20 protein-coding genes and 1 riboswitch are annotated in these 23,749 nt (G+C 47.6%); of the genes, 15 read left to right on the forward strand and 5 right to left on the reverse strand.

What is annotated here, in order from left to right; translation table 11 throughout:
- Nucleotides 1-92 precede the first annotated feature (92 nt).
- The 3 genes from metE to CS562_RS16865 all read right to left on the reverse strand — a co-directional run bounded on the left by metE (nt 93) and on the right by CS562_RS16865 (nt 5,581).
- Entirely contained in the window at nt 93-2,441 is a 2,349-nt protein-coding gene (metE, locus tag CS562_RS16855) for a 5-methyltetrahydropteroyltriglutamate--homocysteine S-methyltransferase (protein ID WP_099857375.1), read from the reverse strand.
- Nucleotides 2,442-2,661: 220 nt separating this feature from the next.
- A riboswitch (cobalamin riboswitch) is annotated at nt 2,662-2,859 on the reverse strand.
- A gap of 254 nt (nt 2,860-3,113) precedes the next feature.
- Nucleotides 3,114-3,623: an anaerobic ribonucleoside-triphosphate reductase activating protein gene (nrdG, locus tag CS562_RS16860; RefSeq protein ID WP_099857377.1), complete on the reverse strand. Its 510-nt coding sequence runs from the start codon at nt 3,621-3,623 to the stop codon at nt 3,114-3,116.
- Nucleotides 3,620-5,581, reverse strand: coding sequence for an anaerobic ribonucleoside triphosphate reductase (locus CS562_RS16865; protein WP_099857379.1), 1,962 nt, complete (start codon nt 5,579-5,581; stop codon nt 3,620-3,622). The genes nrdG and CS562_RS16865 overlap by 4 nt, the downstream gene beginning before the upstream one ends.
- Nucleotides 5,582-5,954: 373 nt before the next feature.
- On the opposite strand from CS562_RS16865, the gene CS562_RS16870 reads away from it, so the two are divergent.
- Nucleotides 5,955-7,595, forward strand: a complete 1,641-nt coding sequence (locus CS562_RS16870; RefSeq protein WP_099857381.1) for a hybrid sensor histidine kinase/response regulator — start codon at nt 5,955-5,957, stop codon at nt 7,593-7,595.
- Between the two features lie 49 nt (nt 7,596-7,644).
- On the opposite strand, the gene CS562_RS16875 is transcribed toward CS562_RS16870, so the two are convergent.
- Complete coding sequence (locus CS562_RS16875) at nt 7,645-8,658, reverse strand: LacI family DNA-binding transcriptional regulator (RefSeq protein WP_076287493.1); 1,014 nt, start codon at nt 8,656-8,658, stop codon at nt 7,645-7,647.
- A gap of 303 nt (nt 8,659-8,961) precedes the next feature.
- On the opposite strand from CS562_RS16875, the gene CS562_RS16880 reads away from it, so the two are divergent.
- A complete protein-coding gene (locus CS562_RS16880; RefSeq protein ID WP_099857382.1) occupies nt 8,962-10,608 on the forward strand; it encodes a cellulase family glycosylhydrolase in 1,647 nt (548 codons plus the stop codon).
- A 205-nt stretch (nt 10,609-10,813) separates the two neighbouring features.
- Nucleotides 10,814-11,752, forward strand: coding sequence for an aldo/keto reductase family protein (locus CS562_RS16885; RefSeq protein ID WP_063567219.1), 939 nt, complete (start codon nt 10,814-10,816; stop codon nt 11,750-11,752).
- A gap of 131 nt (nt 11,753-11,883) precedes the next feature.
- Here the strand turns inward: CS562_RS16885 and CS562_RS16890 are convergent, their stop codons facing one another.
- On the reverse strand, nt 11,884-13,011 hold the full coding sequence (locus CS562_RS16890) for a GGDEF domain-containing protein (protein ID WP_076287494.1): 1,128 nt from the start codon (nt 13,009-13,011) through the stop codon (nt 11,884-11,886).
- 276 nt (nt 13,012-13,287) lie between these two features.
- On the opposite strand from CS562_RS16890, the gene CS562_RS16895 reads away from it, so the two are divergent.
- The 12 genes from CS562_RS16895 to CS562_RS16950 all read left to right on the forward strand — a co-directional run bounded on the left by CS562_RS16895 (nt 13,288) and on the right by CS562_RS16950 (nt 23,463).
- Nucleotides 13,288-13,683, forward strand: coding sequence for a Fur family transcriptional regulator (locus CS562_RS16895; RefSeq protein WP_076287495.1), 396 nt, complete (start codon nt 13,288-13,290; stop codon nt 13,681-13,683).
- Complete coding sequence (locus CS562_RS16900) at nt 13,659-14,465, forward strand: winged helix-turn-helix transcriptional regulator (protein WP_099857384.1); 807 nt, start codon at nt 13,659-13,661, stop codon at nt 14,463-14,465. Before CS562_RS16895 ends, CS562_RS16900 begins: the two co-directional genes overlap by 25 nt.
- A gap of 314 nt (nt 14,466-14,779) precedes the next feature.
- On the forward strand, nt 14,780-16,243 hold the full coding sequence (locus CS562_RS16905; protein ID WP_099857386.1) for a catalase: 1,464 nt from the start codon (nt 14,780-14,782) through the stop codon (nt 16,241-16,243).
- A gap of 242 nt (nt 16,244-16,485) precedes the next feature.
- On the forward strand, nt 16,486-16,902 hold the full coding sequence (locus CS562_RS16910) for a BlaI/MecI/CopY family transcriptional regulator (protein WP_076287498.1): 417 nt from the start codon (nt 16,486-16,488) through the stop codon (nt 16,900-16,902).
- Nucleotide 16,903: 1 nt separating this feature from the next.
- Complete coding sequence (locus tag CS562_RS16915; protein WP_099857388.1) at nt 16,904-17,764, forward strand: M56 family metallopeptidase; 861 nt, start codon at nt 16,904-16,906, stop codon at nt 17,762-17,764.
- 40 nt (nt 17,765-17,804) lie between these two features.
- Nucleotides 17,805-18,215, forward strand: coding sequence for a DoxX family protein (locus CS562_RS16920; protein WP_099857390.1), 411 nt, complete (start codon nt 17,805-17,807; stop codon nt 18,213-18,215).
- 225 nt (nt 18,216-18,440) lie between these two features.
- A complete protein-coding gene (locus CS562_RS16925) occupies nt 18,441-19,142 on the forward strand; it encodes a pirin family protein (RefSeq protein ID WP_099857392.1) in 702 nt (233 codons plus the stop codon).
- Between the two features lie 48 nt (nt 19,143-19,190).
- Nucleotides 19,191-19,526 (forward strand): hypothetical protein, encoded by a 336-nt coding sequence (locus tag CS562_RS16930; protein WP_099857394.1) that lies wholly within the window; start codon nt 19,191-19,193, stop codon nt 19,524-19,526.
- Nucleotides 19,527-19,767: 241 nt separating this feature from the next.
- Nucleotides 19,768-20,721 carry an ABC transporter permease gene (locus CS562_RS16935; protein ID WP_099857395.1) on the forward strand — a complete coding sequence of 318 codons (954 nt, stop codon included), beginning with the start codon at nt 19,768-19,770 and terminating at the stop codon, nt 20,719-20,721.
- Nucleotides 20,718-21,686 carry an iron chelate uptake ABC transporter family permease subunit gene (locus tag CS562_RS16940; RefSeq protein ID WP_306554330.1) on the forward strand — a complete coding sequence of 323 codons (969 nt, stop codon included), beginning with the start codon at nt 20,718-20,720 and terminating at the stop codon, nt 21,684-21,686. Before CS562_RS16935 ends, CS562_RS16940 begins: the two co-directional genes overlap by 4 nt.
- Nucleotides 21,680-22,438, forward strand: a complete 759-nt coding sequence (locus tag CS562_RS16945) for an iron ABC transporter ATP-binding protein (RefSeq protein WP_099857397.1) — start codon at nt 21,680-21,682, stop codon at nt 22,436-22,438. The genes CS562_RS16940 and CS562_RS16945 overlap by 7 nt, the downstream gene beginning before the upstream one ends.
- Before the next feature lie 38 nt (nt 22,439-22,476).
- Entirely contained in the window at nt 22,477-23,463 is a 987-nt protein-coding gene (locus CS562_RS16950; protein ID WP_076287504.1) for a siderophore ABC transporter substrate-binding protein, read from the forward strand.
- The last annotated feature ends 286 nt before the right edge of the window (nt 23,464-23,749 follow it).

Here is a 23,749-nt window from a genome sequence, read left to right on the forward strand (position 1 = left end):
AAAGCCTTTCAAGATAAACAAATAGAATGATGGTAAATGAAAAAAGCCTCCGAAGGAATTCGGAGGCTTTTATTTGCATTCACAGGCTTCGTTTAGATTGAGGAATCAGCGGTTACTCGTTCTCTTGCTGTACGAGCAGCGTCCACCATGATGCTCAATGCATCTACAACTTCGGCTTTACCACGTGTTTTCAGTCCGCAGTCAGGGTTCACCCAGAACAGATCTGCTGGCAGCACTTGAAGTGCACGCTCGATCATATTCAACATCTCGTCCTTGCCTGGAACACGCGGACTGTGGATATCGTATACACCGAGTCCGATGCCTTTGTCATACGTATTCTGCTCGAAGCTGCCTACCAGTTCCCCATGGCTACGGGATGTCTCGATGGAGATCACATCTGCATCCAGGTCGCTGATGGCTTCAATAATATCATCGAACTCGCAGTAGCACATATGGGTATGCACCTGCGTTGTTGGTTTTACGGTTGCAGTAGCCAAACGGAAGGATTCCACGGCCCATTGCAGGTACTCATCCCACTTGCTTCGTTTGAGAGGAAGTCCTTCACGCAGAGCTGGCTCATCGACCTGAATCATCTCAATGCCTGCTTGCTCTAGCGCTTCAACCTCGTCCCGAATGGCGCGAGCAATCTGGTAGGATACTTCACTGCGTGGTATATCCGAGCGGACAAAGGACCAGTTCAGGATCGTTACCGGACCTGTGAGCATGCCTTTTACCGGTTTGCTGGTCAGTGTCTGGGCATAGGCTGTTTCTTTTACCGTCATCGGTTCATTGAACAGCACATCTCCATAGATTACAGGTGGCTTCACGCAGCGTGAGCCGTAGGATTGTACCCAGCCATTTTTGGTGAAGGCAAATCCGGTCAGCTTCTCACCGAAAAACTCGACCATATCGGTACGTTCGAACTCACCGTGTACCAGCACATCCAGACCAATTTCCTCCTGGATGGTAATCCACTCCTGGATCTGTTCACGAACATAGGCATCATATTGCTCCGCATTCCACTCCCCTTTACGGAAGAGTGCACGTGCTTTGCGCACATCCGCCGTTTGCGGGAAGCTGCCAATGGTTGTTGTTGGCAGCAGTGGGAGCGACCATTTCTGCTGCTGCAGCTCACGTCGCTCCTGGAATGACGCGTCGCGAAGCAGCTGCTCATCAGCATGCACCCCTGCAGGCGCACCACTCAGGCGTGTCCGTGATTCGGACTCGCTCAGCAGGCGCACCGCTTCGGTGCTCGCCTGGGCGCGGCGGCTGGCTTCCGCCAAAGCCGCTGCCTGGTCCGCCTGCTTCGCACCGCCGGACAACAACGTGCCGAGCGTCGCTATTTCCTCCAGCTTCTCGTCGGCAAAGGCCAGGGCATTGCGCAGTACCGGATCAAGCGCGCTCTCTTGAGCGGCAGTAACCGGTACATGCAACAGGCTGCAGGAAGGCTGAATGATCAGCTTGCCTTCGGCTGCGAATTCAGCTACCTGCTCCAGCAGCTTCGCCGTCTCTGCGAGATCGGCGCGCCAGATGTTGCGCCCGTCGATGACACCGGCGCCCAACCATTTATCCTGCGGGAAGCCATGCTCCCGCAGGCTGGCGAAGTTGCCTTCATAGCCGTGGACCAGGTCCAGGCCGATTCCGGCAACAGGCAGAGCTGTGACGACCGGATAAGCTTCCACCGATTCGAAATACGTTTGAAGCAGCAGCTTCAACTCCGGTGCAGCTTGTGCCAAGGCAGCATACACCTGTTGCAGCAAAGCCTCATCTTCGGAAGAGACGGCCAGCGTCAGAGCAGGCTCGTCGATCTGTACCCACTGTACGCCTTCTGCTTGAAGCTCAGACAGAAGCTGGGCGTATACGGGAACGAGGCGAGTGACGATTTCTGCGAAGCGTTCCGCGTCATAGCCTTTGGCGAATCGTACATACGAGTACGGACCGACAACGACTGGTTTACCTTCCAGCCCAAGCTCCTGCTTCGCTTCGCGATAGGCGGCAAGGGGTTTATTTTCAAGCAATGCAAATGCAGTATCATTATGAATCTCAGGTACGATGTAGTGATAGTTCGTGTTTAGCCACTTGGTCATCTCACAGGCTGTTGCCTGATCATTACCCCGGGCCATGGCGTAGTAGGTAGATACGGATACGGGTCCGCCTGAATGGTTAAAGCGCTCAGGAACGACGCCAAACATCGCGGATACGTCAAGAATATGATCATAGTAGGAGAAGTCGCCTACAGGAATCAGATCGAGCTGCTGTGCCTGCTGTTTCTTCAGATCCTGCAACCGAAGCGTGGTTAGCTCCTGATGAAGCGTAGATTCATCGATCCGGCCAGCCCAGAAGGACTCCAGTGCTTTTTTCCATTCGCGTCCCGCACCGATGCGGGGGTAACCGAGGTTGCCTGTCAGTACTTGTGGCTGTTGTTGCTGTGATTGCGACATGTAAAATTCCTCCTCATTTATAATAAGTGAACCCATCAAGTTGAAGCTATTGTGGTGTGCTTCTTTTGAAAGCATCAAAAAAAGGCATTCCTTCCGATTCCATAACCCGAGAAACAGGCATCATGAATGACGACTGTGCACAAAGATAGAATGGGAAAGAACACCTGCTATAAGTAGTTGTAGCGGCTGCTCTAACACCTCCCTATCTTCCGTAGGTCATGCGATGCTGTCGAAACAGGCAGGTCTCCTGGCTTGCGGATCATGGCCATATGCATTCCTTCCCGGTGGTTGCACCAGTGGATTATATGCATAGACTCCCCGTATACAGTGGCGGGACCGCGACGGACTTACACCGTGCTTCCCTTTTAAGCCTGACCACGCATGTAGCGCGGTCGGCACCTGTTTCCGTGTGCAGAAATGTGCGTACACATCTCCGGCTATGAAATTGGCGACCAAGCATAGATGATAGATTGTATCATGATGCAATCGTCGTATACTTGCTCTTCTGCTACCAATCATAGACGATAACCAACGGGCTTGCAACATATATCATTAATCCGATCGGAAATAAAATAATGTTCTATTAAACCTTGATTTAATGGCAGATTTGGCTCCTTAAAATGAAGCAAATCATCGCCCACGCTATGCTTGATTCCCCTAAATAAAAAAACGTTACCATGCATCTAACTGCATGGTAACGATTGTCTGGTCTGCCATTGTTGCACCCACATTAACGATGCGCTGATTACGACTGCCGCGAAAAGGAAGAGACACATCACGCTCAGCTGCGATATAAGGCCCATCGATAATGACGTCGCATAGCCGGGATAACTCCGCCCGCGACGGGTCTGTAATCAGTTCCTCATACACAAACCCCGTGTAGGCCCATACAGTCAGATCAGGTCGAGCAGCCCGAAGCTGCCGAACCCAGGAGGCGCATTCTGCGGCAGAGAAAAAAGGATCACCTCCGCATAACGTTACCCCTTCCAGCAAGGGATGTGAGGTCACTTCATGCAAAATCTGCTGCTGCCTCTTCTCCGTAAAGGGTTCGCCTGCCCGGAAGCTCCATGAGCCGGGACTGAAACAGCCCGGACAAGCGTGGCGGCATCCGCTGATGAACAACACGGCACGCAGGCCAGGCCCCTCATTCACTGATTCCGGGATGTAACCATACAGATTCACCGATGTTTCACCCGGTCTCTCACTTCGGCCTGCTTCGCGCCATTGAAGCGCACTTTATAGTCACCGGTCAGATATCCCGTAACCCGGCGCAGTCGCTGGAAATGCACATGGTTTTCATGAGCCTCACATCCGGGACATACATCTCCAATAACGCCCTCATAGCCACAGGACGGACAACGGTCAATCGGGTGATTAATGGAGAAATACCCGATGTCCTGGGCAAGCGCGTATTGAACGATTCGTTGGAAAGCGGCGGTATTGGCCCGTACATTCCCGTCGAGTTCGACATATGAGATCGCTCCGGCATTACATAGGGAGTGGAAGGGAGCTTCCAGTTCAATCTTGCGATAGGCATGAAGCGAATGATAGACCGGAATGTGAAATGAATTGGTGTAGTATTCCCTGTCGTTGACCCCTGCTATGCTGCCGTATCGCTCTCGATCGATCTTGGTGAATTTGCCGGATAGGCCCTCAGCGGGCGTAGCGAACAAGGTGATATTCAGGTTATGCTGCTCACTCACCCGGTCGCAGAACTCTCTCATCGTACGAATGATATTCAAGGCTTCTCGATGTACATGGAGGTCTTGTCCATGGTGACGGCCATATAGAGCGGTCATACATTCTGCAAGTCCGATAAAACCAAGGGATAACGTACCATGTTTCAACAGATCGGCCACCGGTTCATTCGGAGCCAAATGTTCACCGCCTTCCCATACTCCTTCCCGCATCATGAAGTCCGATGCTTTGGCAGGTTGGTTCATCTGAATTCGATACCTGTGTAGCAGACCGTCCGTAGCATTGTGCATGACCGATTCCAGCGCAGTATAGAAGCCAGCCCGGTCAGCAATGGCTCTTGCTCCCTGGCAGATCCCGTATCGAATGCCGAGCTTGACCAGATTGATGGTATTAAAAGACAGGTTCCCTTTGCCGCTCTGACGATTGCGTCCGAAGCGATCAGCCAGTGTACGTGTCCGGCATCCCATCGTCGCAATGATCGTATCGGGATCTTCCGGTTGATAATAGGGCAGGTTGAAGGAAGCATCCACATTGACAAAGTTCGGATACATGCGCCGTGAGGAGCAGGTCACAGCAAGCCGGAACAAATCATAATTCGGCTCTCCTTCAGATTGGTTAATTCCATGCTTGCACTGGAAAATATGTTGTGGGAACACGGGAGTTTCTCCGTTACCCAGTCCCCGAATGGTCGCTTCCAGCAAAGATCGAGACACGAGTCGACCTTCGGCTGAAGTGCACAGTCCGTAGTTCAGCGAAGTGAACGGAATCTGTCCCCCAGCACGACTGCTCATGGTGTTCAGATTATGGATCAGGGATTCGGCGGCCTGTTCGGTCTCCAGTTCCGTTTCTTCACAGGCAAAGGCAAAGGCTCGAGGACACTTCTCCTTTGCTTCATCGCTATCCAGATGAAGTTGCTCATCCTCAATTGGGGTGATTTCCCCAAACAGCCGTTGTCCCTTCCGGTAATGCTTACGGAACGAACGCTTCACATAAGGTGCGAGATCCCAGTCGATTTTATTGGCGGATACCCCGCCGTACTGGCTGTTCTGTTGGGATTGAAAAATAATGGCCACCAGTGCCATGGCAGACATGATTGTCTGTGGTGTACGAACCGAACCGTTGCCGGTATTGAATCCGGAGGCCAGCAGCCGGTCAAACGGAATAAAGATACAGTTGGTCGTACCAAGGGCATACTGATCCAGATCGTGTACATACAGATCGCCGTTCTCCACAGCTGTAGCGAGGCCCTTAGGCAGCACATGACGCAAAGCATGCCACTTGGCGGTCTCCGAACCGAGCCTGCTCATCTTGCCGCTGAATGAGTCTCCGTTCAGATTGGCATTCTCCCTCAGCGTATCGGCATCTTCAGCACCAATAATTCGTCTTCCCAGGTCAGATAGCAGATCGGATGCCGGTGGAGAGGCATACTCAAGCATGTTCATATCAGTTCCTCCTAAATAATAAAATTGAAATGTATGGGATAATGTCCATTCATTGAACACTACATGTAGAGTTTCTTTATCCATTTATAAACTATATATTGTTATTTAGGTGTGATAATGATCACATGGGAGAGGCTGGTCGACTGTCATGATTTATAGCCCTGAGTGATAAAGGTTTTCAAAGCTGGAGGGTAAGCGTATAATTTCTATTTACTGTGCAAGTTCAGTTGACGATGCTTGAAAAAAAGGATAGAAAACTTCATATATGAATAGTTTGTGACAGCTGTTTCGGAATATTTGAACCCTCGTTAATCGATTGAATCATACTGTGGAATACGGATTTGAAATGCAGCTAAGACAAGAGGGGTGAGTCATGGGAACGGTAAGCATTACAAGGGGCTTCTATGAAAATATACAGGAAGCCGCGTCCCATATTGTTGACGTATTAAGCGGAATCTTAAAGGTAAACACCATCTTCGTTGCCACGAATGATGGCGTGACCAATGTTATTATCGAGGCTTTTAACCGTGAGGAAGAGTTGATCGCCAAAGGTAGTGAACTTCCATTTGAAGCTTCATATTGCAGCCTGGTTTTAAGAGATAAGGGCAGCAGTCTGATCATCACGGATACATGTGAACATCCTCTAACGAAATCAATGGACGTAACAAGCGGACTGGGCAATCGTTTCTTTGTGGGGATTCCCATCATGCGGAGGTCCGGGGAAACGTTCGGTACGATCTGTCTGATGGATGATCCTGATTATGTGATCAGTGAAACGGATATGAAAACACTGCAAGCCATGGCCGTTTTTCTCGGGTATGTGGTGGATCTGGAAGATACGCTTCAAGTTCAGGAACAGAAGCTGAATGATTCGGAGCAATTACAAGAGCAATTGCAGGCAGAGAAGGAACGTGCGGAGTCTGAGGCGATGACCAAGACGCAGATGCTGTCGCTGATGAGCCACGAGATTCGTAATCCCCTGAACGGCATTCTGGGATTAACCGACCTGATGCGTACACCGGATATGTCGGACGAGCAGACAGAATATGTGAATATGATTGAAACCAGCGGTAACATTCTGCTTTCCCTGTTGAATAACATGATGAGTTTTAATAACGTCAATGACGCAGGCAAAACGGTCGTACATGATGATCCATTTGATCTGGTAGCGACGATTGAGAACACCGTTTATCTCTATGCGGGACTGGCGCTGAGCAAGAACATTGAGCTGGGATTGAACCTTGATCTGAATGTGTCCCAGGTTTTTGTCGGGGATGAAATCAAGATCGGGCAACTATTGGCCCATGTCATTCAGTATGCTATAGATTCAACACGGACAGGCTCGGTATTGATTACGGCAACCGTAGATGGTGGAGATGCAGAGGATGAGGGTATCCTTCAACTCCAAGTGAAATACACCGGACGCATGTTGTCTTCGGACAATAAGCTTAGAGTAATTAACAATTTGGACGGAAATATAAGTACACAGAAGCTGGTTGGAACCAATCTCGGACTGGCGGTCAGCCAAAACCTCGCCATCCTTATGAATGGCCGTATTCAGGTGCATGGCATGGGAGACAAGGAGACAGAATTCGAGATCTGCCTACCGCTCCGCAGACATTGGGAACTGCCTCAGCTTGCCAATATACAGCATCGACTGAAGGGCAAAAAGGTGCTGCTTGCCAAGGACCCTGACATTCTGCAAGGGGCCTCGTCCCTGATGCGCAGATGGGAGATGGATGTGCATATGACCTCGGTTACGACAGAAGCGTACGACTGGATACAGGATGGCTTTAAGCCTGACGTGGCCGTTGTGGATATGGGACTTCTGGAGGGCGGTGCTGTGGATTTTGTACACAAGCTGAAGCGCCTGGTTACAGATTCACCGGTCATTGTTCTGATTCCGTATGGTATGCATATCGATCCGCATGAAGCGGAAGTCTTCGATGCGGTCCTGACCAAGCCGGTGAAGCAGGCTGAGTTGTTGAATGCGTTAAGCATCATTGTGCATTAAGAACATGAGAAAATATATTAAACTAGGCGCACCTGTCACAGGTGCGCTTTTATGTTGTTATTTTGAAGGAAGATGAAGCTCGAACAAGCAGCTCCGAGTCGACTTTAAATACACGTTTATCCTGAAATTCATTCGTATTCATCGTATCAATCATCTTCTCCATAAGAATAGCCCCCATCGTATACTTGGGCTGGTTCACCGAACTTAGCGTAGGATGGATGTATTTACTGATTCGATTGTTATCTACACCTACGATAGCCAATTGCTCGGGAATACGTATTCCGTATTCCGTACATGCTTTGTATACACCTAGCGCCATCTCATCATTTGCTGCATATACAGCGGAGAAGGACAGGCCTTTGTTAAACAATCTTTTGATGGCCTCGTACCCACCTTCCTCATTGAAGTTCCCATTCTCGATCAGTTCGGGACGGAACGGAATCTGATGATTGCGCAGGGCCTTCAAGTAGCCTTCTAGCCGTTCATAGCTGTCGATCGCTTCAGGATAACCGTTTAGGAAAACGATATTCCGATGTCCGGCCTCAACGAGATGCTGAACAACTTCCTGGGAAAATTTCACGTTGTCTGTATATATACACGGGATCTGATCATGTTCAATGTATTTACCAACGATGCCAATACGATACCCCTTATCTGCAAGCTGGAATAATTCCTCATCCGCCAGCATGGGAGTGATAATGATGACACCGTCAATGGTCCGATCGAGTAACAAATTAAGATAATCGACTTCTCGCTCTTTCAGGTTATGGGCATCACATATAATGACCTTGTAATGGCGAGCGTAGGCGATGTTCTCAATGCCTTTAATAATTTCGGCATAATAGGAGTTGTTAATATCCGGAACGATGACGCCAATCGTCATGGTTCTCTGTGAACGAAGATTCTTGGCTGCTGCGTTGGGGTGATACCCCAGTTGCTCTATGGCGCGCATCACCTTATCTTTGGTCTTGGTGCTTACTTTGCTGTGCTGATTAATGACCCGCGATACGGTTGCCGGGGACACACCTGCAATGGCAGCTACATCAATGATTTTGACATCCATATTCTTCACAACTCCAAATAAGTGATTGACAATTAATTCAAATTCATTATAATTCCAATTGAAAACGATTACAAGTTATAACCGTTTGAAACAATAATTGGGGATAGTGGAGAGATAAAGAGTTTAATATTCAATAAAATGTAATCGATTTCACCACCCCTTCACTTGTGATAAATAGCGGACATCCATGGATCGTACCCTCCGTATACCCGCTGTTTATATAGCATTATCGTTACCCGTCGTGAGTGCTGCATCCTGGTTCAGTCATACCTCAAGATATGACCATTTAAGGGAGGCGTCAACATGTTGAAGAAGAGCACTATCATGCTGTTGTGCAGCTGTCTGCTGCTGGGCCTGCTGGCTTCGGCCGTAGGTTCACCGAAGGCCAGTGCGGCTTTTGGATCAGGGGATTTCCTGAAGGCTAACGGGACGGTTGTCCGCAATAATTCGGGAACAGGCAATGTGGTAAATCTGCGTGGAACAAATTTGGGTGGCTGGCTGCTGCAGGAAGAATGGATGACGCCCTCTGGAGCGGTAGATGAGTACACGCTGCGTCGCACGTTGACGAATCGTTTTGGGGAATCGGGTGCACAGAGTCTGATCAATGGATATCAGGACACCTGGATTCAGGCTGGTGATCTGGATAACATCAAGAACTGGGGCATGAACGTTGTGCGTGTGCCGATCTATTGGGAGGATTTTATGAACACCAGCGGTGTCATGAAGCCTGATTCGGTTACGTTCCGCAAACTGGATTGGCTGATTGATGAAGCGGGCAAACGGAACCTGTATGTCATTCTCGATCTGCACGGTGCACCGGGAGCAGCTTGTCCATGGCATTCCTGCGGGCAGGAAAATTCCAACCAACTGTGGACCAATTCTACATACCAGAACTGGACTATTCAGATCTGGGAACGGATGGCAACACGTTACAAAGGCAATCCAACCGTTGCTGCGTACGACTTGCTCAATGAACCTCTTGTGACCATGGGAACGGGTGAAAATGCTGCTCAAATCAAGCAAAAGATGGATTTCTATGACCGGATGTACAAAGCCGTCCGTGCCAAGGATGCCGATCACATGATCATCATCGCGGCATTCTTCGACTGGTGGGCAGCTTCTCCACCAACGACTTATGGGTGGACGAATGTGATGTATCAGACGCACCACTATCAATTCACGGATTATAACAACTGGGATTTGACCAATTCGGAGATGGATCGCTGGCTGAAAGATATGGCGTCCTATCAGAAGAATTGGAACGTTCCGGTGTTAGCGGGCGAGTTCTCGTTTGGTCAGGATGATCTGACCGAGAAGTGGCTATCCGGTCTGAATGCACTGAATGCTTCATGGACGAACTGGAGTTATAAGGTCAAAGGGGGCGGAACTTGGGGCTATTACAATAATAACAACGACCCGGCGCCGAACCTGAATACCGACAGCGCGGCAACAATTGCTTCAAAATGGAGCAAGTTCACTACGGCGAACTTTGCCTCTAATACCTCGTTCCAGAATGTGGTCAAGAAACATACGGGAACGGCTTCCTTTACAGAGACATGGTCCAATCTGAAAGCCAACGCCAATGGCACTTTTGTCAGCGCAGAGAATGGCGGTGCAGATGCGCTGGTAGCCAATCGGGATACTGCCGGACATTGGGAAAGGTTCAAAATCATCCAGAATTCGGATGGTACGGTATCTTTGCTGTCGATGAGCAATATTAAATATGTGCAAGCCGATCTGAATAATGGCGGGCGTTTGATCGCCTCGGCCACATACCCATCCACATGGGAGAAGTTTACCCGAGAAGAATTGGGCGGAGGACTGGTTGCCTTCAAATCCGTGGCGAACGGTAAATATGTCAGTGCGGATCTGAATAACGGAGGCGTGCTGTATGCCAATCGTAACGCTGTGGGCGGAGCATGGGAACAATTTATCGTAACAGCTAACTAAGACAAACTAGCGCCCAGTCATAAATAATATGAAGTAACCGTAACATAGTGACTTGTATCGTGGCTCCGCTATTTAGCGGAGCTTTTCATATTCAACCCTATCTATTTCCCAAATTCTGCTCCAAAGCCCTTTTAATCCGAGCCGAATACGATACAATAGAAAGGGAACTTCATCATTAATCAGTTTAGAGGAGGATGTGCATTCAATGGAATACCGTAGATTAGGTGGAAGCGGACTGAAAGTAAGCGAGATTAGCCTGGGAAGCTGGCTGACATATGGAGGATATGTGGAACGTGAAAACGCGGTGAAATCAATTGAAGCCGCATTCGATGAAGGTATCAACTTTTTTGATACAGCCAATGTGTACGAGCGGGGTGCAGCAGAAGAACTGCTGGGGCAGACGTTGAAAGCGTATTCCCGCGATTCCTATGTCCTTGCAACCAAGGTATTTGGTAAAATGGGTGACGGTCCAAATGACCAAGGGTTATCCCGTAAACATATTAAGGAACAATGCGAAGCCAGCTTGCAACGGCTGGGTGTTGATTATGTAGACATATATTATTGCCATCGCTATCATACCGAAACACCGATTGAAGAGACACTGCGAGCACTTGACGATCTGGTGCGCCAAGGCAAGGTGCTCTACGTAGGTGTTAGTCAATGGACCGCGGCACAAATGGAAGCTGCGTTGGGTACCGCTGATCGCCTGTTGCTTGATCATATCGTGGTGAACCAGCCGGTGTACAACATGTTTGACCGCTACATCGAAAGTGAAATCATCCCGTTGGGTGAGCGCAAAGGAATTGGACAAGTTGTCTACTCCCCGCTGGCACAAGGATTGTTGACCGGGAAATACACTTCGGTGTCCGATATTCCCGAGAACAGCCGGGCAGCGAAGCTGGGATGGGATGAAGGGAAGATTAACGCTGACCGGATCGGCAAGGTTCGCCAGTTAATTGAAGTGGCAGACAAACTGGACCTGAAAGTCGGCCAATTGGCTCTGGCGTGGATTCTGCGCCAGAATAACGTGTCCAGTGCGCTTGTTGGAGCAAGCCGTCCTGAACAGGTGAAAGAGAACGCAGCCGCTTCCGGAGTGAAGCTGGATGCTGCCATCGTTGAAGAAATCGAACAAATCTTAGCTTAAGGCAAACTCAACTCCACAGGTTGTTCTTGTACCCATAAGCGAGTTGATTCGAAGGATGCAAAATGTGAGATAAGAAAGGGATGTCCTGGCTAGCCTGTAGGCTATGGGGACATCCCTTTTTGAGTATGAGATTAGAATGAGCTTTGGCCGCTGGAGAGCGACCTGGAACGCAACGGAATGGCACATACCCGGTTCCGGCCCGTATTCTTGGCTTCATATAATGCACGGTCTGCCTGTTCAAAGAAATCGTTATCATCCCGGTCGTCACAGTGATCTGGAAAAACAGCGACCCCGATAGAGATAGTTAGCCGGATCGTATTGCCATCAGGCAGCGCGAAATGGTACTTCTCAACCGATTGTCTGATGGACTCGGCAATGGCCATGGCTTGGTGATGACCACAATCGAGCAATAGTATAGCGAATTCCTCGCCTCCGTTCCGAGAGACGATATCTGCTGAGCGGGCATGCTCAATGAGCAATTGTCCGAGTTGTTTTAGAACCGCATCACCTGAAGTATGACCGAAAGTGTCATTTACTTTTTTGAACCGGTCGATGTCGATGACTAGCAGCGATAGTTTTTGTTTGTACTCACGTGCCCGTTCTAGTTCAAATTCAAGTGATTTCTCAAATTGTCTGCGATTACTGAGGTTGGTAAGATGATCGGTGGTCGCTTTGCGTTCGAGCAGAAACAACATCTCATTCGATTTATTAATGAATTCTGCGATGAAATAAATAAAGATTCCACCGACAAAAGAAATGGTCATCTGTAAAGGATATACTTTCAATAGTGAGTTCATGCTGGTTGTATTTAGCATTAGGATCACAAAGATCAGCGTCATACCCAGCAGGTTCATGGTAATAATTTTGGTTAATCGGGACCAGGGAGCATAGGCAAAATATACACCGGACAGTCCGATGATCGTCATGACGAATGCTGCATCGATGGCAGCGGATGACATTCCAAACATGATAATACGCAGGATGGAAATGACAAGTCCTGAGATGACCGAAGCCAGTCCTCCTAAATATACGGCTGCTGTGACAATAGCCAAATGACGTAAATCTACAATGGTAGTTTCATTTAAAGGAAAGGAATAGTTCATCAGTACCGTTCCGTAGATCCCGAACAGCAGACCACCGATCATCTGAACACGCATCGAGGGAAAGGGAACGCGGATACGATAGAATTTGGCTATGATTCCGGACACATACATGAACGTGATCATGACACAGAGATTGACGAAAAACGTGCTTAGCAACAAGCATCCCTCCTTTAGCGCACATTACTATATTTTAGCTGAAAAGCAGTATAGTAGCGAACCATATTATCCCAAGTAGGGGTGATGGCCACGTAGAAGATGGTTTGGCTATTACTATTCATGAATAAAATAGTCGGATATTGACTTCATTATACAATGAGATTTATACTTAATCTAAATCAAAATTGATTTTGATGTTTCAGGGAATCATAGCAATCAGTAGATTGCTGTGTCATCTTATATACTATTGAATGGGTTAATAAAGGAGAATTGCTGGTGAGAACTCTAAATCTGACGATACAGCGTCAAGCCGTTTACGATGTAGTCCGTCATTCCGAAGACCATCCAACGGCAGCAGAAGTGATGAACCGTCTGGTGGAGCAAGGTTATAATTTGGCTTATGGTACGGTATATAATTCACTCCGATATTTAACAGATAAAGAATTGATTCGGGAGCTCAAGTTGGGCGAAACGGCCAGTCGTTATGATGCCCGCATGGACGAACATCAACATATTATGTGTGAAGTATGCGGCAAGGTAGATGAAGTCATGACGGAAGTTCCTCCCCAATGGATGAAGCAAGTTGCGGAGGAGACCGGGTATGCGATTGATCACGCTCATGTGGTCTTTGGAGGTGTCTGCGCGGAATGCAGAAACAAACGGGTCAAGTAAAAATCAACCTGTCCGGCCGTCGTCTGCCGCTCCGGGTCAAGCCTGCCCTTGCGGATTCAACTCCCCTTGTGGATAATTGCCCGGTCACGAGACGGGTCATTCTGATCAGTCCGATGCCCGGGCAGGTACATGAACTGGTCAAGGCTTTGACGGACAGCTGCTTCGATGTGCTGGTGTTCCACCGCTGGGAGCCTGATTTGCATGAACGGCTTGTATTTGATCTTTTAATCTATGACCTGTCTGTTGCTGGAACCATTGATGCTTTTGCGGGAATCAGCAGCCGATTGAATCGTGAAGCAGAACATGCAACACCGTGTCTGTATCTGGTGGGGGAGAAGATGATTGGCAGTGCCAGTGGACCGATGCTTCAGGAGGAATTGCTGGTCTGGCCGGCCCGTCCTCAGGAAGCGTTGTATCGTGTGCAACGCATGATTGGCAATAGCCCTGCAGCACCGAAACGCGGATTTCTCCCTCAGGAAGGCCAACGCATCGCTTTCAAGGATCTATGGCTGGATCGTGAGCGGATGAGTGTGCATCGCAATAATGACCGTATTCATTTGACCAAGACAGAATATGATCTGCTGCTGAAACTGATTGATGCCAAAGGTGCAGTGATTTCCCGTGAGGAGATGCTCAGCGATATTTGGGAGACTGATTTTACAGGTGGAAGTAATGTGGTGGATGTTCATATCAAAAGCTTACGCAAAAAACTTGGCGATAACGCGGCTTCGCCTCAATATATAGTAACGGTAAGAGGAGTGGGCTACCGCCTGGCGGATTAGTCCGCTTTTTTTTGTGCACACAAAATGCTGTTCATGTCACTCGTATGCGGGTATATCCACTAGATGGAGTAGATCAAGCCAATCGGAATGGCTCAATGCTCATCTTACTCCAAGTTGATGTTCATATTTCATTCATGAAATGAGCAAGAAACTCATCTTAATCTCATACGAACCTCATGCAAGGGGCGAGTGGGACATGTTAGAATCAATTTAACAGTTAGATCAAGTCTAAATGTATATTTAATCCGATGGCGAATATGATTTTAATAGAGTATATACAGCAGGCATGAGACCAACATGAGGAGGATAACGATATGACAGAACGCATGACAACCAATCAGGGCGCACCCGTAGGTGACAACCAAAACTCCCGTACCGCAGGAAGAAGAGGCCCCACATTACTTGAGGATTATCATCTGCTTGAGAAGATCGCACACTTTGACCGTGAGCGTATTCCGGAACGGGTCGTTCATGCAAGAGGTGCTGGTGCACATGGCGTATTTACGCTGGAGAAGAGCATGAAGGCTTATACGACAGCCGATTTCTTACAAGACCCAGGAACAGAGACGGATGTACTGGTGCGGTTTTCGACTGTAATTCACGGTACGGGTTCGCCGGAGACAGCGCGTGATCCACGTGGATTTGCCGTGAAGTTCTACACCCGTGAAGGGAACTACGATATTGTGGGTAACCACTTGCCCGTCTTTTTCATCCGTGATGCCATGAAGTTCCCGGATATGGTTCATTCCCTGAAGCCTGCGCCGGATACGAATATCCAGGACCCTGCACGCTACTGGGACTTCATGACACTATCACCCGAGTCGACTCATATGATGACCTGGTTGTTCTCCGATCTGGGTACACCAGCAAGTTACCGTGAAATGGATGGATTCGGCGTACACGCCTTCAAATGGATTAATGCTCAAGGGCAAGTCCATTATGTGAAATACAAGTGGGAATCGGCCCAAGGCGTACGAGGTTTCTCACGTCAAGAGGCAGCAGAGGTGCAAGGACAGGATTTCAACCATGCCACCCGGGATTTACACGATCATATCAAAAACGGGCAATACCCGCAGTGGAAGCTACAGGTACAGTTGCTGAAACCGGAGCAGATGGATGATTTCGCCTTCGATCCGCTCGACCCAACCAAGACTTGGCCGGAAGATGTACTGCCGTTCCAGACGATCGGAACCATGACATTGAACCGAAATCCACAAAACTTCTTCGCAGAAGTAGAGCAAGCAGCTTTTTCACCAAGCGCTTTGGTGCCTGGAATCGAGCCTTCCGAAGATAAATTGCTGCAAGGCCGCCTGTTCTCCTATCCGGATACACAGCGCCATCGGCTCGGACCAAACTATTTGCAGATTCCGGTGAACTGCCCTTATGCTCCGGTTCGCAATCATCAGCGTGATGGATTGATGAATGTGAATCAGGACCCGTCCCCGGTAAACTATGAACCGAATAGCTCAGGCAACAGCCCGGAGGAAGCACCTGAATATCGTGAAAGTCAAGTTCCGTTACAGGGCCATGTTACGCGTGAGAAAATTGAGAAAACCGATAACTATACGCAGTCAGGGGAGTTGTTCCGTTCATTCACGGCGGTGGAGCAGCAACATCTGCTTGATAACCTGATCAATGACTTGAAGGCAGTACCGGAACAGACCCAGCTGCGTGCCTTGTGCCATTTCTTCCAGGCAGATGGACAGCTCGGTGGTCGTTTGGCTCATGGACTGGGTGTGGATATTTCCGCATTTATGCCCTCACAGGATCGTAAATAAAGCACTGATCTCATCATTATTTCAGAAATGAATAGTCGATTTATGAATTAGACCGGGCAGGACTGCAGAATAGCAGACCTGCCCGGTCTTTAGGTTTTTTTAACGCTAAGCTGATCTTGTGCATCCAAATAATATTCTGAAATGGAAAACATATTTACAAATCATTTACAATAAATAGCTGACATAGAGGTTGACTTCTCGTTTGTTGGCACTACAATGGGTAGTGTGAGGGGTGTCTGAACATGAGAATACACAATTTTAAAGTGGGTGAGCGTGGACTGAACCGGTTTTTCGGTCCGCTGGAGGCGAAGATTATGGACATTTTATGGGCGCGTCCAGGCAGCAGCATTCGCGAAGTGCAAACCGCATTAGAAAAAGATAAAGACGTTAATTTCAATACAGTCATGACGGTGATGAATCGCCTCGTGGACAAGGAACTGCTCCACAAGTCGCAGAAGGGCCGAACGTCACTGTACCATCCGGTACAGAGCAGGGAGGAGTTTATGAACGACCAATCCAAGGAATTGTCACATGAGTTGGTGGATGAATTCGGGGTACTTGCTGTGAATCACATGCTGGATGCGCTGGATGAAGCAGATGCAGGGTTGATTGAGCGTCTGGAGCAGAAGATTAAGCAATGGAAAAAGGATAGCGATTGACATGTGGAAGGCCCGCTCGAAGCTGTTGTTTACCGTCGGGTTTGGCATTCCGTTATTCGTGTTCATGCAGATGTTCATGTACGCGATGTACAAAATTTTCGGTTGGGACATTCCGTTTAATCTGCTCTGGCTATGTAACCACTGGATGAGCAGGCTGGGTTGGTTATCCATGGGGCATGTTCTTATGGCACTGGTTCTCCTGACTTTTGCAGGTACAGGCTGGTTGCTGTTCGATCGGATGATGAAGACACGTGCAGCGATACGGAAGCTTCGGTCAATGGAAGATAGAGCCATGTCCCAGGATCTTCAGGCGCGGTACCGTCATCTGAAACAACCTGGATTCATTGTGGTGGACAAGCCGTCACCGGTGGCATTTACGATTGGTCTCTGGAAACCTTGTATTGTATTTTCCACAGGGCTGCTCACGATGCTGGATGCTGAAGAAGAAAGAGCGGTTGTGTATCATGAAGTGCACCATCTGTGGCATCGTGATCCACTCAAGACGACATTATTGTCGGTATTTGCCGTGATGATGCCTTATATTCCGGTGTTGAGGCATACTTCAAAACATTACAATATCATTAGAGAAATACTGGCTGACAATGAAGCAATTGAACGTACAGGGAACGCTGCGGGCATTGGTAGTGCACTGCTCAAACTGATCCGGGCTTGCCCTGAACCTTGGAGAATTAGACAGACAGCTATTCAATCGTCTTTTGCCGATACTTCGGTGAATGTACGTATTTCCCGTTTATTAGACCCGGAACAGGATGTTTCACTGTCGCTTCCCCGCTATGCGGTATTCATTTCTGCCACAGTGATCCTGCTGCTGTCTGTCTTGTTTGTTTGGTCAATTGGGTGAAAGGTAACGTTGAACTTAAACTCCAAGGAGGAAGATGAATATGAATAGAAGTGTGGAGATTGGTTTGTTTTTCTCAAGGATCATGATTGGTCTCATCTTTGTATTACATGGTTGGAGCAAATTCGAAGGTGGAATTAGTGGTACAGTCGGTTTCTTTGAAAGTATCGGCATTCCTGGTTTTCTGGCATCTGTTGTAGCGATCATTGAGCTTGTGGGTGGTGCAGCCATGATTCTGGGCTTGGGAACACGTGTATTTGCTGCATTGTTCATCGTAGTGATGGGTGGGGTTCTGCTCACTGCCAAAGTGGGACAGCCGTTCATGAGTGGTACCGAGTTTGATTACCTGCTGCTGGCGGGTTCGTTGACACTGCTCTTCACAGGCAGCCGTTTCCTAGCGGTGGATCATTTCTTCTCCAGACAAGGGAACGCTCGTCAGAATGTGCGTGCATAACGGGTTTATATCCATCCAATAGGGATAGATAACAAGTTCATTCAAGTAGGTATATCCTGCATAGAGGCCTTTTCTCGCTAGTTCGGATTACGCGTAATTATACGTGTGATCCGTTCGAAGCGGGAAATGGCTTTTTGTTTTGGACGACAAGCCCATCGATTTGTTACAATGAGAATAAGTATGCAACTAAGAAAAAATAAGAGGATATAAAGGAGGGTGCGCTTTATGATTAACGTCATTCCATCCGATTCCCGCTCCAGCTTCGACCGGGGCTGGCTGCGCGGCAATCACAGCTTTTCCTTCGGTGAATATCAGGACCCGGAGAATACTTCGTTTGGACCCATGCGGGTAGCTAACGACGATGTAATTGCTCCTGGTCGTGGTTTCGGTGCACACCCGCATAGTGATATGGAGATTGTGTCCATCGTGTTGAACGGGAAACTGCGTCATGAAGATAACCTGGGCAATGTAGCTGTAACATCATTTGGTGGGATTCAGCGCATGTCAGCAGGCAGTGGCATGATCCATACCGAACACAATGCCTCGGATTCTGAAGAAGTGCGTATATTACAGCTTTGGTTCATGCCACATACGAAAGGGCTTGAGCCGTCTTATGAGACAACTTCTTTTGATCCAGACGCACTTGCGGGAGCACTCGTACCCGTGGTATCCCCTGAAGGTGGGGCGCGTATCGCATCCATTCATCAGGATATGACCATCTATCTTGGCCGATTGGCCGCAGGCAAGGCATTAACATATGAACAGGCGGCAGATCGCCGTATGTACATTTTTGCCATTGAAGGCAAGCTTAGCTTGAACGGAGAGTATCAGTTAAATGAAGGGGATACGGCTCGTGTGGAACAGACGACATTCATGAACCTGGATGCAAGCGAGGACTCTTTCTATATGTTGATCGATCTGCCCTAGATTACCGAAATAGATTGAAACTCCAAGATCAAAGGAGGAAGAACTTTTATGACGCAGCAGGAATGGTTCATGGTTAAGCATGCAGTGACTGGGCGAGGGCTGGTTAACAGCAAAACAGACTCGATGTCCTATCGTTATCAAAAAGAAGGCACTGGTTTTGTTTTTACCGTTACGGGTCTGGAACAACAGGTGGTGGATAGCATTATGGAGCTTAGACAGGAGCTCAATGTGTTTCGCTTTGTACAGCGTAAAGATCAGCCCTTGGTGAAGCACTGGTATTACGTTCAGGGAGACCGGGTGCAGTATGATGGAGAACGCCATACATTGACGATATATGCGGAATCTGAGATCCGCTATATTCCTGAAGATTATTTTGCCGACTAACCGAATGATTAAAAAGACCTTCCAATTGGAAGGTCTTTTTCCTTATATACAATTAATTTTGAATTATATGTGTTTCAGGTTGTTTCATGAAATTTAGCAAAGGAGAAGCAAAGGAAGGTTGACATAACGAAATTAATATCGATATAATTACCCTAATTGATAATGAGTATCAATATCAAATGACACGAAGTAGAACAACTACAAGTGTTTTACGGCTATTGGTGAGGGGATTAGTAGAGAGATGAAGTTAGGCTATATGTTGATCGTACTGGCTTTTTTGTCTATCGTATACCTGTTTATTGGCAATTCAGACATTTCGCCCATGGATATATTTCATTTGACCCCAGTCCAGCTTCAGGTGTTACAAGTCAGTCGTTTTCCCCGCCTAATCAGCATCCTTGTCGCAGGTATCAGTATGAGTGTTATTGGACTAATCATGCAGCAGCTGACTCGCAACCGTTTTGTGTCTCCGACAACGGCCGGAACAATGGACTCAGCCCGGTTGGGTATCCTTGTTACTTTGATGTGGTTCCCTGGAGCTTCTCCACTGCAGAAAATGCTGGTTGCTTTTGCCTTCGCACTGGCTGGAACGCTAATCTTTATGCGGATACTGGAGAAAGTCAAATTCAAGGATACGATATACATCGCTCTCCTCGGTTTGATGTTTGGCAATATTGTAAGCTCAGTCACGACTTTTTTTGCTTACAAGAACGATTTGATCCAGAACATGTCATCCTGGCTGCAAGGTGACTTCTCCACGATTATGAAGGGACGTTATGAACTGATCTATATCAGTATTCCGCTGCTCATTATCGTATATCTGTTCGCTAATCGCTTTACACTTGCAGGCATGGGTGAAGATTTCTCAACCAACCTTGGACTGGCTTATCGCAAAGTGGTTAATCTCGGACTGATTCTGGTTGCCATGGTTTCAGCAGTCGTCATTATTACGGTAGGTACAATCCCGTTTCTGGGTCTTGTAGTACCGAATATTGTGACGTTGTATAAGGGTGACAACTTGCGGGATACATTGCCTCATACGGCAGTGCTCGGTGCGATTTTTGTTCTGGTCTGCGATATTTTGGGTCAATTGATTATTTATCCTTATCAGCTCTCCATCAGTTTGACTGTGGGCGTTGTGGGTAGTGTGTTGTTCCTGTATTTACTGCTTCGAAGAAAGGCTTATGAATTATGAGAATGAAGTATACGGCGAATACCTGGAAATTTGGCATTTTGATTACAGCGGCAGTGCTGTTGATTGGTGTATTTCTGGTCATTCAATCCGGGGGCAACTGGGATTATATTCTGCCTCGCAGAGGAAAAAAGATTCTTGCTATTGTGCTCACGGGTGCTTGCATCGCGTACTCCACTGCCATTTTCCAAACGATAACCAACAATCGAATTCTTACGCCTGGCATTATGGGACTCGACTCCCTGTATATGTTGTTTCAGACCTTTGCCGTGTTTGTGTTTGGGAGCACGCATATCAGCTTTATGAACAAAAACCTTAACTTTGCGGTATCTGTCCTGTTAATGACCCTGTTTGCCTTACTCCTGCATCAGTTCATGTTCCGTAGAGAACGGGGGCGCAATATCTATTTGCTGCTGCTCGTTGGCCTTATTCTGGGTACGCTGTTTCAGAGCATGTCCTCCTTCATGGAGGTACTGATTGATCCAAATGAGTTCCTTGTGCTGCAGGGCAAGATGTTTGCGAGTTTCAACAATGTGAATACGGATCTGCTGATCATCTCAATGGTGGCTATTATTTTGATCCTGCTGTATGCACAGAAGTTTACTAAGTATCTCGACGTACTTTCTCTTGGTAAAGATCACGCGGTTAATCTTGGGGTGGACTACCAATACATTGTGAAAAGGTTGCTGCTGGTTGTAATGGTTCTGGTGTCAATCTCCACAGCGCTTGTTGGACCAATCATGTTCCTGGGACTGCTGGTCGTGAATCTGGCGCATCAGATATTCCGATCACATCGTCATAAAGTGCTGATCTGGGGTTCAGTCATTATAGCCGTGGTTTCATTGGTCGGTGGACAGCTCATTGTGGAGCGGGTATTTACTTTTGCTACTACAGTAAGTGTCATTATCAATTTTGTAGGCGGTGTGTACTTCATCTATTTACTGCTAAAGGAGAATAAGTCGTGGTAGAAGTCAGAAATGTAACCAAACAATACGGCGGCGTCCGGGTAGTGGATGACGTATCACTGAATATTGCCAAAAGGAAAATCACTTCATTTATTGGCCCCAATGGTGCAGGCAAAAGTACACTGTTATCCATGATCACCAGGCTAATCAGCAAGGATGCAGGACAAGTCCTGATCGAAGGGCAAGAGATCGAAGGTTGGAAGAACAAGGATCTGTCGAAAAAAATATCAGTACTTAAGCAATCTAATCACATAAATATCAGGTTGACGGTGGAGGATCTGGTTGCTTTTGGGCGTTTTCCATATTCACAAGGAAGACTCACGGCAGAGGATCGGCAGTGGATTCAGGAAGCCATCGATTATATGGAACTGGCTCCATTCCGCAAAAAGTATTTGGATGAGCTAAGCGGTGGACAACGACAGCGGGCTTACATTGCCATGGTTATCGCGCAGAACACCGAGTATATTCTCCTAGATGAACCCTTGAATAATTTGGACATGAAACATTCCGTGCAGATTATGAAGGTGCTTCGCAAAATGGTGGATGAATTGGGCAAGACGATTGTTATTGTCATTCATGACATCAATTTTGCCTCCTGTTACTCAGACTATATCGTGGCACTCAAAGATGGGCGTGTCGTGCAGGAAGGTAAAACGGAGGACATCATTAATACGGATGTATTGCAGAAAGTATATGACATGCACATCCCTGTGCAATGGATTGATGGGCGTAAGATTTGTGTGTATTTTGCTTAAAGTTAAACCAATATAGAGAGAGCGAGAGGTGTCTATTTATGAAAAAGGGTTGGTTGTTTACGTTGCTTGTCGTGTTGTCGGTTGTTCTGGCAGCTTGCGGTGGAAATAAAACAGCAGAAAATACAGGTTCCAGCAGTGGCACAGGGTCAGAAGCGAATGCAGCAGCAGATCAGTCCAACGAAGAAATCGTCATTAAACATAAACTTGGCGATACAACAGTGAAGAAGAATCCGGAGAAAGTGGTTGTGTTCGACTATGGGGTGCTGGATACATTGGATCAGCTCGGGGTAGAGGTTGCCGGTGTACCTCAGGAGGGAGTTCCTTCTTATCTGGAAAAGTATAACGATGCAAAGTACGCCAATGTTGGCGGTTTGAAAGAGGCTGATTTTGAGAAAGTAAATGCCCTGAAGCCTGACCTGATTATCATCTCAGGACGACTGCAAGACTCATATGAAGAGTTGAGCGAGATCGCACCAACTATTTATATGGCGGTAGATACAGAAGATTATATGAACTCCCTGACTTCGAATGTGAAGACACTTGGAGAGATCTTTGGTAAAGAAAAAGAAGCAGAAGAGGCACTGGCATCAATTGATACCTCTGTTAAAGCTTTGAAAGATAAAGTAACGGCTGCTGGAAAGAATGCACTGGTTGTTCTGACGAACGAAGGTAAATTGAGCGCTTATGGTGCAGGTTCCCGATTTGGTATCATACATGATGTGTTCGGTTTTACTCCCGCAGATGCAAATATTGAAGTGTCCACTCATGGGCAGAGCGTTTCATTTGAATATGTTATGGAGAAAAATCCAGATTATCTGTTCGTGGTAGATCGGAGTGCGGTGGTTGCAGGCAGTGGTGAGGCAACTCCAGCCAAACAGGTTATTGAGAACGATTTGGTCAAAAATACGAATGCTTATAAAGATGGACACATTGTTTATCTTGACCCGGATTACTGGTACTTGTCCGGTGGTGGTTTGGAATCCATTCAAGAAATGATTAAAGAAGTGGACGAGAGTATCAATTAAGTGAATGAAGATTGACGCATTAGTTTAATTAGGCCCGAAGGTCTCTGTTATCCATACAGAGGCCTTTTTTTGTTGCCCTAGTTGAAGAAGGTATCTGGATTTTTATAAAAAGATCACATAATTCTGCGCGCTCTGGCACAAGCTACCTTGTATAAAAAAACAGGAACGGAGGGCGGCATATGGCGGACAAAACATCAGGGAAAAATGGTTCCGGGGATTCAGAAAAGAAGAAACACATCCCTTTGGGGCTGCCGTCTCCCCCTATTTTGAGGCAACCGATAAGCCT

Origin of the sequence: Paenibacillus sp. LK1 (genome assembly GCF_002750415.1) — a bacterium.
Taxonomy (GTDB): domain Bacteria; phylum Bacillota; class Bacilli; order Paenibacillales; family Paenibacillaceae; genus Paenibacillus; species Paenibacillus taichungensis.